Source organism: Levilactobacillus andaensis, from assembly GCF_016861695.1.
GTDB lineage: Bacteria > Bacillota > Bacilli > Lactobacillales > Lactobacillaceae > Levilactobacillus > Levilactobacillus andaensis.
In genome coordinates this window covers 222,530-236,448 of sequence record NZ_BOLP01000005.1, presented here as the reverse complement: position 1 = coordinate 236,448, position 13,919 = coordinate 222,530, and the positions used below count along the sequence as shown (strand labels likewise).

Annotated in this window: 9 protein-coding genes; 8 read left to right on the top strand and 1 reads right to left on the bottom strand. The window is 52.3% G+C overall.

Annotated elements, in window-relative coordinates:
* The first annotated feature begins 7 nt into the window (after positions 1–7).
* Entirely contained in the window at positions 8–3,562 is a 3,555-nt protein-coding gene (smc, locus tag JUF10_RS05800; protein WP_203641297.1) for a chromosome segregation protein SMC, read from the top strand.
* Positions 3,562–5,076 (top strand): signal recognition particle-docking protein FtsY, encoded by a 1,515-nt coding sequence (gene ftsY, locus JUF10_RS05795; RefSeq protein WP_203641296.1) that lies wholly within the window; start codon positions 3,562–3,564, stop codon positions 5,074–5,076. Before smc ends, ftsY begins: the two co-directional genes overlap by 1 nt.
* A gap of 376 nt (positions 5,077–5,452) precedes the next feature.
* On the opposite strand, the gene JUF10_RS05790 is transcribed toward ftsY, so the two are convergent.
* Positions 5,453–5,914: a GNAT family N-acetyltransferase gene (locus JUF10_RS05790; protein ID WP_203641295.1), complete on the bottom strand. Its 462-nt coding sequence runs from the start codon at positions 5,912–5,914 to the stop codon at positions 5,453–5,455.
* 307 nt (positions 5,915–6,221) lie between these two features.
* Between JUF10_RS05790 and JUF10_RS05785 the strand changes: the two genes are divergently transcribed.
* From JUF10_RS05785 to JUF10_RS05760, 6 genes are all read left to right on the top strand, one after another.
* Positions 6,222–6,563: a putative DNA-binding protein gene (locus tag JUF10_RS05785; RefSeq protein ID WP_048736165.1), complete on the top strand. Its 342-nt coding sequence runs from the start codon at positions 6,222–6,224 to the stop codon at positions 6,561–6,563.
* A gap of 19 nt (positions 6,564–6,582) precedes the next feature.
* Positions 6,583–8,028 carry a signal recognition particle protein gene (gene ffh, locus JUF10_RS05780; RefSeq protein WP_203641294.1) on the top strand — a complete coding sequence of 482 codons (1,446 nt, stop codon included), beginning with the start codon at positions 6,583–6,585 and terminating at the stop codon, positions 8,026–8,028.
* Between the two features lie 378 nt (positions 8,029–8,406).
* Positions 8,407–8,742: a hypothetical protein gene (locus JUF10_RS05775; protein ID WP_203641293.1), complete on the top strand. Its 336-nt coding sequence runs from the start codon at positions 8,407–8,409 to the stop codon at positions 8,740–8,742.
* A 58-nt stretch (positions 8,743–8,800) separates the two neighbouring features.
* Positions 8,801–9,082, top strand: a complete 282-nt coding sequence (locus tag JUF10_RS05770) for a hypothetical protein (protein WP_203641292.1) — start codon at positions 8,801–8,803, stop codon at positions 9,080–9,082.
* Positions 9,083–9,683: 601 nt separating this feature from the next.
* Positions 9,684–12,332: a cation-translocating P-type ATPase gene (locus tag JUF10_RS05765; RefSeq protein WP_203641291.1), complete on the top strand. Its 2,649-nt coding sequence runs from the start codon at positions 9,684–9,686 to the stop codon at positions 12,330–12,332.
* A gap of 405 nt (positions 12,333–12,737) precedes the next feature.
* Positions 12,738–13,916 carry an ATP-binding protein gene (locus JUF10_RS05760; RefSeq protein WP_203641290.1) on the top strand — a complete coding sequence of 393 codons (1,179 nt, stop codon included), beginning with the start codon at positions 12,738–12,740 and terminating at the stop codon, positions 13,914–13,916.
* Positions 13,917–13,919 lie beyond the last annotated feature (3 nt).

Below are 13,919 nucleotides of genomic sequence, written 5' to 3'. Positions count from 1 at the left end.
ACTAACGATGCGGTTAAAGACATTAGAAATTAGCGGGTTCAAATCCTTTGCGGATAAGACCCGAATTGACTTTTTGCCGGGAATGACCGGCATCGTCGGCCCTAACGGTAGCGGGAAGAGTAACATTTCTGAGGCCGTCCGTTGGGTTCTGGGGGAACAATCTGCCAAAAGTTTGCGGGGCAGTAAAATGCCCGATGTGATCTTTGCGGGTTCGGATGATCGACATCCGCTGAATAGAGCGGCAGTCGCCATCACGCTGGACAACAGTGACCACTATTTAAAGAGTGACTATACCGAACTGACCATCAGTCGCGCCCTGTATCGGAGCGGTGAAAGCAGTTATCAGCTCAACGGGCAGGACTGTCGGTTAAAGGACATCACGGAACTCTTAATGGATTCCGGGATGGGTCAGGACTCCTTTTCCATCATTTCTCAAGGTCGAGTGGAGTCCATCTTCAACAGCAAGCCTGAGGACCGGCGCAATATCATCGAAGAGGTCGCCGGCGTCTACAAGTACCGTAAGCACAAGGAAAAAGCGCAACGGGAAATGGACGACACGATGGCTTATTTGAATCGCGTTGAAGACATCATTGCCGAACTCGAGGGCCGCATTGAGCCCTTGGAAAAGCAGAGCAGTCTGGCCCAGGATTACCTGGATCAGGAGGAAAAATTTGCCCTGTTGGACCGGACCCAACTGGTGCGCCAACTACGGGCAGAATTGGCCGAAAAGCAGACCGCCGATGACCTCGTGCACGCCAAACGCGACCAGGTCACGACGCATCAGGCTGCCGAAAAAGACCAGTTGGCAACGGTTCAGCGGTTGAAGCAGGAGCAGGCCAATCATTTAGCCGCTAAGGACGCTTTACAAGCCAAATTGGTGACGGCGACCCAACGCGTTGAACAGGCGCAGGGGCAGGTCAACCTGTCCGGCGAACAACAACGCCATTTGGACGAGCAACAACGCCAGGCCAAGGATCAACTGGCCGAACTAAATGAGCGGATTGCGGCTAACCAAACCGCGTTAACGACGGCCAAACAACAGGCCAGCGAGTTGGCGGCAGCGATGAAGACGGCCCAGGGCGAGGTCAAGACCTTAACGGTGGCGACGGATCCCAAGACCGTCACGGCGCTGCGCCAACAACTGGAAGATTTACGCACGACGTATTTTGACCAGAAACAACAGGTCGCCACGCTGCGGAATCAGCGCCAGTATTTGCAACAAAATCAGGAACGTTTACAGCAACAAGGCCAACGGGTGGCCCAACAGTTAGCTGACTTGCAGGCCAAGGCCCAAGCGGCCCAAGTAACGGTCACCACGCTAACGGACCAGACCACCACGGTCAAAGACCAGCTGAATCAAGCCGAACAGAGCCTCGACACCGAGGCTGGTCAGTATCAGCAGTTACAAAAGGCCTACCAACAGGCCCAACACAACTGGCAGGCGGCCCTCGAGGTCTATCAACGGGCACAAACGCAAGCAGCGAGCCTGCAGTCTGCCTCGGCCGAATACGGTGGCTTCTACCAGGGTGTCCGGGCGATTTTGAAACAACGCGATCATTTCCGGGGACTACTGGGGGCGGTTTCCGAACTGCTTCAGGTCCCGGAACGCTACACGACTGCGGTGGAGTACGCCTTAGGTGGTCAACTCCAACAGGTCGTGGTCGATGACGAGACAACGGCGAAGGCCGCGGTCAGCTATCTACGTGAACACAAGGCTGGTCGAGCGACCTTCTTACCGTTGAGTACGATTCGCGGTCGTCAAGTTGATCGGAGCACCCGGCAACAAGTGCGCGGACTCTCTGGGTTCCTGGGTGTGGGGAGCGACCTGGTCCAAATTACGGAACAGGCACAGCCAATCCTAGATTATCTGCTGGGGACCACCATTTTTGCGGCTAACCTGGACACAGCCGTCGACATCAGTCAGCGGATTCACCACCGGTATCGCGTGGTCAGTCTGACGGGTGATGTGGTCAGTGCCAGTGGGGCCATTTCCGGAGGGCAGTCGCGGCAAAGCCATAGTAGTGTCTTGCGACAACAGCAGGACCTGCAACAACTCCAAACGTCCATCGCGGCCATGAAGGCCAAACTCACGGCACAGGAAACGAAGATCAAGCAGCAACGAGCCGGGTTACAGGACAGTGAGGCGCGTAGCCAGGACCTGCAGGCGACCATCAATCGCTTGCAGCCACAGTGTCGGCAGTTAGAGGACCAATTGGCCAATGCCCAAACGACAGCCGAACAAGCCAACCGGCAAGTGAAGGCCGCCGAACTAGAGATCAAGCAGGCCCAGGTTGCCACGGACGACCAGCAAGGTGAATCGATTGCGGCTCAAATCACCGCTGGCGAGCAGGACGTGGCGACGACCGAGCAACAGGTCAAGGATTTACAGGCCAAGATCACCACGGTGACCGCCGAACAAGCGCAGAACCAGACGGCTTTGACCGCCAAACAAACCTGGCTGGCGGGAGCCAAGGAACGCCGGCAACAGCAGGTCGCCACGGTGCACCAACTGGAAAAGCAGATTCAAGCCGACCAGCAACAGGTGACCGCGGTGACCGCCGAGCTGCAACAATTGGCGAACCAGGAGTCCCTGACGCCAGAACAGGCGCAACAGCAGTTGAAAGACGCCAAAGCGACCCGCCAAGATGTCGAGCAACAAGTGGCCACTGAAAATGACCTGTTGACCACGGCCAACGATGAGCTGGCGGCGGCCGAGACGGCGAACCAACGGACCAGTGGGCTCTTGCAGTTGGCTAACGACGATCTGCAAGAGGCCCAGGTTAAGCAAACGCGGCTATCAGCCTTGATCGACCAACAACAGAATCAATTGTCCGAAAAGTATCATTTGAGTTTAGCCGCCGCTGAGCAGGACGTCAGTGATTTACCAGCTGATGAACTCGCGGTCCAATTGAAATTATTAAAGCGGGGGCTGGACGAAATTGGTCCGGTCAACGTGAACGCTATCGATGAATACAAAGAAGTGCGCGAACGCTATGATTTCTTGACCCAACAACGCGATGACCTCTTGACGGCCAAGGACCAGTTGACGACGACCATGACCGAATTGGATGGTCAGGTCAAGCGCCGGTTCAAGACCAGTTTTGACCAAATTGCGGCGAAATTTACCGCCACGTTCCGCCAGATGTTTGGCGGCGGGACGGCCGAACTGGTTTTGACTGATCCCGATGACCTCTTAACGACAGGAATTGACATTATGGCCCAGCCACCTGGCAAGAAGTTCCAGAACATGGGGCTCTTTTCCGGTGGTGAACGGGCACTGACAGCGATTACGCTATTATTTGCAATTTTACAGGTGCAACCCGTGCCATTCTGTATCCTCGATGAAGTGGAAGCGGCGTTAGATCCGGCCAACGTGACCCGATTCGCCCGCTACATTCATCAATTCCAAGACCAAACGCAATTTATCGTCATCACCCACCGGAAGGAAACCATGGTCCAGGCCGACATTTTGTACGGCGTGACTATGCAGGAGTCTGGGGTGTCGAAGATGGTGGCGGTTGACCTTGACCACGAGACCACTACGGAAAGGAAGCAATCCTAATGGGATTATTTGATATTTTCCGTCGGCGCGCCAAGCCGGCGAGTGAAGCACCAAAACCGGAATCAGAAGCGCAACCAGTAGAAAGTACGGCCGCCACGAGCGAGAGTGTGGCGAGCGAAGCCAGTGCGACTAGCGAAGCCGAAACGAGTGAAGCGGCCGTTGTCGCTAGTGAGTCTGAAACTAGCGAGGCGGTTACCAGCGAATCGTCACAAATAGTTGCCGATGAGCAACCCGCCAGTGAAGCTGCAGAAGTAGTCAGTGAAGCAACTGAAGTGCCGGCTAGTGAAGCGGAAGAAGACGTTACCCCAGAACAGACTGTTGCGTCAGAATCCGTTGCTGAAACAGTGTCCGAATCGGAACCAGAGATGGTGTCTGAGACAGCACCCATTTCGGAGTCAACTGCGGCGGTTGAAACGCCAGCGAGTGACTCCGGGGTTGAAAGCAGTGAGGAAGCAGAGCCGGCAACTGAAACGCCAACTGAACAACCAGTTGCGACGACTAGCGAGACGGAACCTGCACCAGCAGAGGCCGCACCAACTGAACCCGCCGAAAAGCCCGTCAGTGACGAACAACTTTACGACAAAGGGTTAGAGAAGACGCGGACGACATTTGGACAACGACTGAACGCTTTACTGGCCAATTTCCGGCACGTCGATGAGAGCTTCTTCGATGACCTCGAAGAAACTTTGATTGGTGCCGACGTTGGCTTCGACATGGCCGTGAAGCTCAGCGATGAGTTGCGTGATGAAGTGAAGCTGCAAAACGCCAAGAAGTCCCAAGATGTTCAGAACGTGGTCGTTGAGAAGCTGGTCGAAATCTATGACGCGGCTGGTAACGATGAGAGCACGGCCTTGAACATGGCGTCTGAAGGTCCCACGGTGATCCTGTTTGTCGGGGTCAACGGGGTCGGTAAGACGACGACCATTGGGAAAATGGCTAACCGGTTCCATCAAGCAGGCAAAAAAGTCCTGTTGGCGGCGGCCGATACCTTCCGGGCCGGGGCGACCGAACAACTCGATGTCTGGGCTAAGCGCGCGGACGTTGACATTGTCACGGGGAAACCGCAATCGGACCCCGCGGCCGTGGTATTTGACGCCGTGAAAAAGGCGAAGGATGAGGATTACGACATCCTGTTCGTCGATACCGCTGGTCGGCTACAAAATAAGGTCAACCTGATGAATGAGCTGGAAAAGATGAAGCGAATCATTACCCGTGAGATTCCAACGGCCCCGCACGAAGTTCTATTGGTGTTGGACGCCACGACCGGACAAAACGCGCTGACACAGGCGAAGTTGTTCAAGGAATCAACGGACGTGACCGGAATCGTCTTAACCAAGCTAGACGGGACGGCCCGTGGGGGGATCGTCTTGGCAATTCGCAACGAACTCCACGTCCCTGTGAAGTTCATCGGCCTTGGGGAACAGATCTCAGACCTGCGACCATTTGACCCGAACGAATTCGTTTACGGCCTGTTTAAGGGCTTGATCGACGTTAAGGCATTGGATAAAAAGTAACTTATTTGGCGGCATAGGCACTGTTCCTAGGGAATGGCGCTTGTGCCGCTTTTTGTTTTGCGGAAAGTAGAGGTGAACTGGATATGGTAACCATCTTAAGCAGCGGTTTAAATTTTTTTGATTCGATCTTCTACTTGCTAGTTTTTGGACTCATGTTGGCGCTGGTTGGGGGAGTCCTGTACTTAGCTTGGCGACTGATTTTTGGCAAGCGAAGATAGGCCTCGGCATATAATTTAGGCGTCGCGGAAAAAAACGTATAATTAAAAAACAGATAAAACTAAGACTTATATTCAGGGCTTACAGTAAAAACGAGTGATCAATAAAAATTAACGTTGTAAAATCCGACTGGGGTTTTGCAACGCTAATTTGGTGTGACTTAGAGTTTTTGAATCAGAATCAAACAAGGATTCCAAACATCCCAGAGTGTCGGAAAGACTTCTAATGGGTCGAAGCCCATGGCACGGCAGAAGGCGTTTGTTTGGTCGTAGGTGGTATAGTGGCCGGGAGCGACCGTCTTGACTTGCAGATAGGTCGCGGTTTGGCGGGCATTAGTAATGAGTTCAGCCATGAGTCGGCGGCCGATACCTTGATGGTGGTAGGCACGCTTGATGCCCATACACTGAATTTCGGCGGTGGTGGTGCTGGTCGTGGCGAGGTCGATGAAGCCGACGATAGTTTTCTCGTCACGCGCGACCCACAGCGGTAGGTCACGGGCAGCATCAACGTATTCTGTTGTGGAATCGGGCAATCCGAACCAATCGGGAAGATCGACGAGAACTTCTTGAACGATGTCGGCTTTGATACTGGCGTTGTTTTCACGCGTGATAATGACTGACATGGTAACATCCTCCTGGTAGGTAGAAAACTAATTGTTCTAATGGTTAATAAGTATAATGGTAAAGGGCATGAAATTCCATCCGTTTATGAAATGTTAGTGAGAATGTTTCTAATTGTTAGCTGTCAATGCAGAAGATATTATTGAATTAGTGGTTAGCGATGAATTTACGATTTAATCACGATTGCCTCACGCTAAATGCGATTAAGCTGTCCCACTACCCACTTTACCCAAAATCGGCGAAAAAAATTGACGAAACCGCTAAAAATCGGTACTCTAGTAGAGTGTGACACGAACTGGAGGACCAAGCATGGAGATTGAAAAAAACTACCGCATTAATTCCTTATTTGCGTTCTACCAGCCACTACTGACCGCGAAGCAGAATAACTATATGCAATTATATTATGGTGATGACTATTCTTTGGGTGAAATTGCCGAGGAGTATAATGTTAGTCGTCAGGCGGTCTACGATAATTTACGGCGGACCGAGAAAATTCTCGAAGACTATGAAGCAAAATTACATCTCTACCAAGAATTTACCGCGCGCAATCAACAGGCCGACGAGATTCAAGCGTACGTGGCGGATAATTATCCCAAGGACGCCAAGCTGAACCGGTTGGTTGCGGGTCTTGAAAATCTAGAAGAACAATGAAAGTTAGGTGGCAAAACGAATGGCGTTTGAAGGATTAACCGAACGATTACAAAACGCAATGCGCAAACTGCGGGGCAAAGGGAAAGTCTCCGAAAGTGACCTGCGCGAAACCATGCGGGAGATTCGGCTGGCATTACTAGAAGCCGACGTTAACTTTACCGTGGTCAAGGACTTTGTGAAGCAGGTCCGTGACCGGGCAATGGGGGCCGATGTCTTAGAAGGACTGAATCCCGCGCAACAGATCGTTAAGATCGTTGATGAAGAGCTGACCAAGACCATGGGGGATGAAGCGGTTCCCCTGAACAAATCCGACAAGATTCCAACAATCATCATGATGGTTGGGCTTCAAGGGGCCGGGAAAACGACCACTGCCGGGAAGTTAGCTCTGAAATTAAAGAACGAAGAAAACGCCCGCCCATTAATGATTGCGGCCGACGTTTACCGGCCAGCCGCCATTGAACAATTGGTTCAAGTGGCCGCCGGCATTGACGTTCCCGTCTTTCAATTGGGAACTGACGTGGACCCCGTGGAGATCGTTCGTCAAGGGTTAGCGCAAGCTGCAGAAAACCATAATGATTACATCATCATCGATACGGCCGGTCGTCTGCAAATCGACGAACAGCTGATGGATGAATTGGCGAACATTAAGGATTTGGCCCATCCAGATGAAATCCTCTTAACGGTTGATGCGATGACTGGGCAAAACGCTGTAGCGACTGCCGAAGGATTCAACGGCAAGCTCGACGTGACCGGTGTCGTTTTGACCAAGTTAGATGGGGATACCCGTGGTGGGGCCGCACTCTCGATTCGAGCAGTGACTGGTAAGCCAATCAAGTTCATCGGTCAAGGCGAAAAGATGACCGATTTGGACGTCTTCCACCCCGACCGGATGGCATCACGGATCTTGGGGATGGGGGACATGTTGTCCCTGATCGAAAAGACCCAGAAGGAATACGACGAAAAGCAAGCCCAGGAGTTAACCGAAAAGATTCAGGAAAACTCCTTTGACTTCAATGACTTCTTAGACCAGATCGAACAGATTCAAAAGATGGGGCCAATGGATGAGTTGATGAAGATGATCCCTGGGATGGCAAACAACCCAGCCATGAAGAACGTTCAGGTCGACCCAAAGGACATGGGTCATTTAAAGGCCGTCGTGTACTCCATGACGCCGCAAGAACGGACGAATCCAGACCTGTTGAACCCTTCCCGTCGGCGGCGAATCGCAACGGGTTCAGGGCGACCAATTCATGAAGTGAACCGCATGATCAAGCAGTTCAACCAAATGAAGAAAATGATGAACCAAGTCTCGAAGGGTAACATGTCCGGGATGGAACAACTCATGGGCAACACGGGCATGGGCGGTGGCATCGGTGGCCGGATGCAAAAGATGGCCATGAACCGGATGTCGCGGCAAATGAAGAAAAATAAGAAGAAGCGGCTGAAGCGTAAGAAGCGGAAGTAGGCTTTTAGAGAACAGGTTTGGAAATGGCAGAGTTGATGCCGTTTCTGAATCTGTTTTTGTTTTGACCGGATATTAATAGAAAAATGGCTGGGGATGTTGAAGCGAGTGGGCAGTTAGCTAATTGAATATGGTTGGCATATAAGACTATTGATGCATAAATATATTTGTAAGACGTTCTTTTAGGAAGTGAGTGGCGAGTTCGGTATAATTCCCCTATGACGTGAATAAGGGGGGCGTCTCTGTAAGACGTTTTGGGGAATGCTGGAGACAAGGATGACAATAGCTAAAGGGAAACTATGTGGGAGATAGATTTCGCACATAGTAGTGTTGTTAGTCTTGGAAATTAGGTGCATTTAAAAATTGGAGGCATAAGAGAGTATGAGCAAGGGTAATCGTCAAATTAATGATGTTGTAGATTTATTACGAAGTCCGCAAGCACGCTGGCTGAACTTTGAGTGGATGAAGGATGTTGCTGAAGCCCAAGGATGGAAGGATACAGCAAGCGAGAATGTGATTAACTTGGGGCGTGAGGAATTGCAAAAAATAACAAATCGGACTCCATCGGAGAAGTACGTTCGTAGCCTACAAGCGTTTGTAGAGCATGCACCTAAAAAGCGGCCTTACGAGTCTTCTTGTGGGATGAGCGAACTTGAGAATTTCCTAAGCAATATTCCTGAAGAAACCTATTCACAATCGTTACTTAAGCGAGATTAAGTCTAATTAAGTTAACTATTAACTTTAGCCTGTGAGATCCCCGAAAGGACAAGCCCAAATGAGGTTAAAATATATCTGCGAAAATTGTGGTAAAGTTGCTTTCTACGATGATCCTGAGGAGGCCTTTAAGGCTGGTTGGGACTACCCGCCTAAGATGTATAGCTTTGGTATGATTTCACCGCGAACTTGTGGTAATTGTGAGATTACGACAACCTTGTGGTGGGCAATGACCACCAGAGACATTAAGTCCATAGCTGATATGACGCCGCAACAGAAAGAAACATTTGATCGAATTATGGGTGAACCACAGAGCATTATGGTTACTGATGATGAGGATTGAATAGTGTTAAGACGTAATGATTGGCATTCTTAATGGCATTTGCAGGAGACTATGAGTGGTGTTCGTACTTGAAACTGATTTGGTATTTTAAGGTTTAACCTGTGATATTGGAAAAATACAGTTAGAGCCGGAGGAGGCCAGGGATGCAGCCAGCCGTGGAAATCTTGGTAGCTCACAGCTACCAAGATGGGCGACTTTTAAGACACGTGATCTGCGTAGCTTAAAAGCGAGCGAGAAGCCTGGTGATTTTCCAGGCTGAAGCGTCCCCACAGCAGGCGGAATCCCTGGCAGCCGCAGGCGGGCAGTCTACACAATTCTTCTTTGAACGATGTTTGATAACACTATGAATATTTTTGTGCCTTTTGGGTAGACGCAAGCGGGAATCTCCGGTATACTACGAATTAAAGAACCAACCATAAGGGAGTAACTAGCAGATTAATCTGCGGTAATATCGTCAGCAAGAAGCCAATCCGGTATTGCCTTAAATAGTGAGACTTATGTGTGTCCACAAAATTTTTTGTGTGCATGCGTAGGTCTCATTTTCTTTTAGCCCCGGTTAAAGGAAGATGAGCTTACGAGTACACCTCAGGAGGAATGGCAAATGGCCAAAGTACCATTTTATCAAGAAACGGTCGAACAGCTGTATCAGAATTTACAGACCAGTGACCAAGGGTTAAGCTCACAAGTTGCCCAGCAACGGCTCGAGGAAAACGGACATAACGCATTGAATCAGCAGAAGACGACGTCGCTCCTACAGAAATTTTTAGCACAGTTTAAGGATTTTATGATCATTGTCTTGCTGGTGGCGGCCCTGATTGCCGGGTTGACCGGTGAGGTGGTCGACGCGGTCATCATCTTACTGGTGGTCGTCCTAAACGCCATCTTCGGGGTCTTCCAGGAGGCCAAGGCCGAAGAAGCCATCAACGCCTTAAAGGAAATGTCGGCGCCTAACGCCACGATTCGGCGTGACGGCCAGGTCATGAGCGTGAAGAGTGACGAGTTGGTCGTTGGGGACATCGTTCTCCTGGAGGCCGGTGACATCATTCCCGCCGACCTCCGTTTGCTCGACGTGGCTTCCCTGAAGGTTGAGGAGTCAGCCCTGACCGGGGAATCCGTGCCGGTGGAAAAAGCAGACGCCGTTTTGACCGAAAATGATTTAGCCATCGGCGACCGGCACAACATGGCGTTTATGAACAGTAACGTCACGTACGGCCGCGCGACCGGGGTCGTTGTGGCGACGGGAATGCAGACGGAAGTGGGGCGCATCGCCGGCATGATTGAGGATGCCGATGAGACGACGACACCACTTCAGGAAAACCTGACCCAGCTTGGGAAGTCACTGACCATCTTGATTTTGGTGATTGCCGCCATCGTCTTTGCCATGGGGATGTGGCGCCAGGCCGAGAGCCTGATCGACATGCTGCTGACGGCCATCTCATTAGCCGTTGCCGCGATTCCAGAGGGGCTGCCCGCCATCGTCACGATTACCTTGGCGTTGGGAACCCAGCGGATGGCCAAGCGCCACGCCATTGTACGGAAGCTGCCCGCCGTGGAAACGTTGGGGAGTACCGACATCATCGCCTCGGATAAGACCGGGACACTGACGCAAAACAGGATGACGGTCGAAAAGGTTTACGAAAATCTGGAATTAGCCGATTCACATACCGTTAATTTTGACCGCGACAACCGATTGGCACAGGTTATGATTTTGAGCAACGATACGAAAATCACGACCGATGGTTTGGCCGGTGACCCCACGGAAACGGCGTTGGTCCAGTATCAGTTGGACCGCAATTACCCAGTCGACCAAGTTTTAAAGGACATGCCCCGAGTGGCCGAGATTCCCTTTGATTCCGAACGGAAATTAATGTCCACGGTCCATCCATTGGCTGACGGTCGTTTCTTGATTGCCGTTAAGGGGGCGCCGGACGAATTGCTCAAACGGGTGACGCGATTGGCTAAGAACGATGCCGTCGCACCATTGACCGACAGCGACCGCCAAGCCATTTTGACGACGAACCACGAATTGGCCACGCAGGCCTTACGGGTCTTGGCGTTTGCTTACCGCATCGTCGACCAAGTGCCGACTGACATGACCAGTGAAAACGTTGAAAATGATCTGATTCTGGCCGGTATGGTCGGGATGATCGACCCCGAGCGGCCAGAAGTTGAACAGGCCGTGGCCGACGCCAAGTCTGCCGGGATTCGACCGATGATGATCACCGGTGACCACCGGGACACGGCCGCTGCAATCGCCGCACGGCTAGGAATCATCGAAAAGGGCGAGACGGCCGCGGTGATTACCGGTGCCGAGCTGGATGAGATGGACGACGCCACATTTGCCAAGCAGGTCGGGAACTACTCGGTCTACGCGCGGGTCGCCCCGGAACATAAGGTGCGAATCGTGAATGCTTGGCAGAAGCGCGGTAAGGTCGTTGCCATGACTGGAGATGGGGTCAACGATGCCCCCGCCTTAAAGGCCGCCGATATTGGTATCGGCATGGGCATCACCGGGACCGAAGTTTCCAAAGGGGCCAGTGATATGGTCCTAGCCGACGACAACTTCTCGACCATTGTGGTGGCCGTTGAAGAGGGACGGAAGGTTTTCGCCAACATTCAAAAGGCCATTCAATACCTGCTGTCCGCTAACTTAGGGGAAGTCCTGACCCTGTTCATGATGACCATGTTAGGCTGGCAGATTTTAGCACCGGTGCACATCCTGTGGATCAACCTGGTGACGGATACGTTGCCAGCGATTGCCTTAGGGGTCGAACCGATGGAACGCAATATCATGAAGCAGCCGCCACGTGGGCGTAAGTCGAACTTCTTTTCCGGTGGGGTCTTCGGTGGGATTATCTACCAGGGCCTGCTAGAGGGGGGAATTACCCTGCTCGTGTACTGGTTGGCGCTGACGTACCCGGTTCACGCATCGGCCAGCTTAGTTCACGCCGATGCCTTGACCATGGCGTTTGCCACCTTAGGGTTGATTCAGTTGTTCCACGCCTTCAACTCCAAGTCAATTCACGGCTCGATCTTTACGGTCGGCTTGTTTAAGAACAAGTTCTTCAACTGGGCGATCCTGATTGCCTTTGTCTTATTGGCGATGACGATTCTGGTGCCCGGCTTGAACAGCATGTTCCACGTTGCCCACCTGGACGCCTTCCAGTGGGGAATCGTGTTAGCCGCTTCATTCATGATGATCGTGATCGTAGAAATCGTGAAGTTCTTCCAGCGACGGCTGATGAAGTAATATTAAATAGATAATCGTTTGGTTAGTTAATATACGCTGAACAAATGATTAGGGGTCCACTTTGTGACTGTCAGTTTTTGACGGTTGCTGGGTGGGCTTTTATAGTGGCTATACCTAGTGGTTTACGGTAATGTGAAGTGACAAGTATAGACTATTTACGGGTTTAGACTGAAATTAATAGCACACCATGTATTTAACGTTTGCTAAAAGAGAGCACAATCAGAGCCGGAGGAGGTCAGGGATGTAGCCAGCCGAGTCGGAGGACCGCCCCACAGTCCGGAGCGTCCCCACAGCAGGTGGAATCCCTGACAGCCGCAGGCGGATATTTCCCACCATCCTGGGGCTTGGCCAACCTAATGTATGTTAAAATAATTCTAGATAAATTTCGGAAGGGACGTGACAGGCGTGGCATTAACGTATCAGGCGTGTTTACAGGCGACACAGGTGGTCCTGGCGAGTGGCGCCGTGCCAACCATCGTGGGCGAAGCCGGCATCGGCAAGTCGGCCTTGGTGGCGGATTTGGCGCAACAGCGGCACGCGAAGCTCTTTACGACCGTGGTGAGCCTGGTGGAAAAGGGTGACCTGGTGATTCCAGTGCCCCCACTGACCAGCGACTCCTTTATTCAAACTGAACGTTATGGGTCCTTGGCCGACGTCCAGTTTGGGTACTCACACACCCTGGTTGCCATGATTCGTTACGCCGAGGCCCATCCCGAACAAGAAATCATCTGGTTCTTAGATGAGTTTAATCGGGGGACGCAGGCCGTTCAGAGTGAACTGATGAACCTGGTTTTACAGCGGCAGATCAATACACTGACGTTACCCGAGCAGGTTCATTTAATTTTAGCGGAGAACCCGGACGCCACCATGGCTGGTTTTGAGCAGAGCCATTACGGCGTGACGCCGGGGGATGCGGCCATTGCCGACCGAACGACGCGATTGATTTTGCGGGCCGACCCGGCGACCTGGCTGAAATGGGCCACAACGCCAGTTAACGATGGCCCCCGGATTGACCCGTTGGTGACGAAATACCTGACGGACAATCCCGCCGACCTTCACGTGGTCGGTACGGCCAACGCTACGGACGACGACCTCCAGTCCACACCGCGGGCCTGGGAGCGGGTCTCACGCGCCATTCGGGAACTCGACACCCAACACCTGTTTAGCCAAACGGCGGTCGTCACGGCCATCATGCAAGGCAATTTGGGGATGACGGTTGGGACGGCCTTTGCTGGGTTTTTAATGGCTCAGCGGCCTGGACTGACGGTGGACCAGGCGTTCAACGCCGCAGATGCCGTGTCGGTCTTTCAACAGTTGGCACCCGCTCAGCAACAACGGATCCTCGTAAACTGCCTAGACGCAGGACAGACGTGGCCGTTAACGGTTGGTGGTCACGCCCGGCGCTTCAGCGAGTTGCTCACGAGTTGTGCGCCGGACGGACAGTTTGCAATCGCCCAGAAGATGGCTGGACAGGACCAGCTCTTGGAAAATTTAGCGGCGGTCAAGGACCAGCAACCCGGCGTTCGGCAGCTTTACCGCTTGCTGACGACGATTGGGTTGCGGAGCAGTGAAATCGAGGTGTAGGCC

Coding starts and splice junctions, on each gene's coding strand:
- ffh (WP_203641294.1), top strand. CDS start 6,583: ATGGCGTTTGAAGGATTAACCGAACGATTACAAAACGCAATGCGCAAA.
- ftsY (WP_203641296.1), top strand. CDS start 3,562: ATGGGATTATTTGATATTTTCCGTCGGCGCGCCAAGCCGGCGAGTGAA.
- JUF10_RS05785 (WP_048736165.1), top strand. CDS start 6,222: ATGGAGATTGAAAAAAACTACCGCATTAATTCCTTATTTGCGTTCTAC.
- JUF10_RS05770 (WP_203641292.1), top strand. CDS start 8,801: ATGAGGTTAAAATATATCTGCGAAAATTGTGGTAAAGTTGCTTTCTAC.
- JUF10_RS05775 (WP_203641293.1), top strand. CDS start 8,407: ATGAGCAAGGGTAATCGTCAAATTAATGATGTTGTAGATTTATTACGA.
- JUF10_RS05765 (WP_203641291.1), top strand. CDS start 9,684: ATGGCCAAAGTACCATTTTATCAAGAAACGGTCGAACAGCTGTATCAG.
- JUF10_RS05790 (WP_203641295.1), bottom strand. CDS start 5,914: ATGTCAGTCATTATCACGCGTGAAAACAACGCCAGTATCAAAGCCGAC.
- smc (WP_203641297.1), top strand. CDS start 8: ATGCGGTTAAAGACATTAGAAATTAGCGGGTTCAAATCCTTTGCGGAT.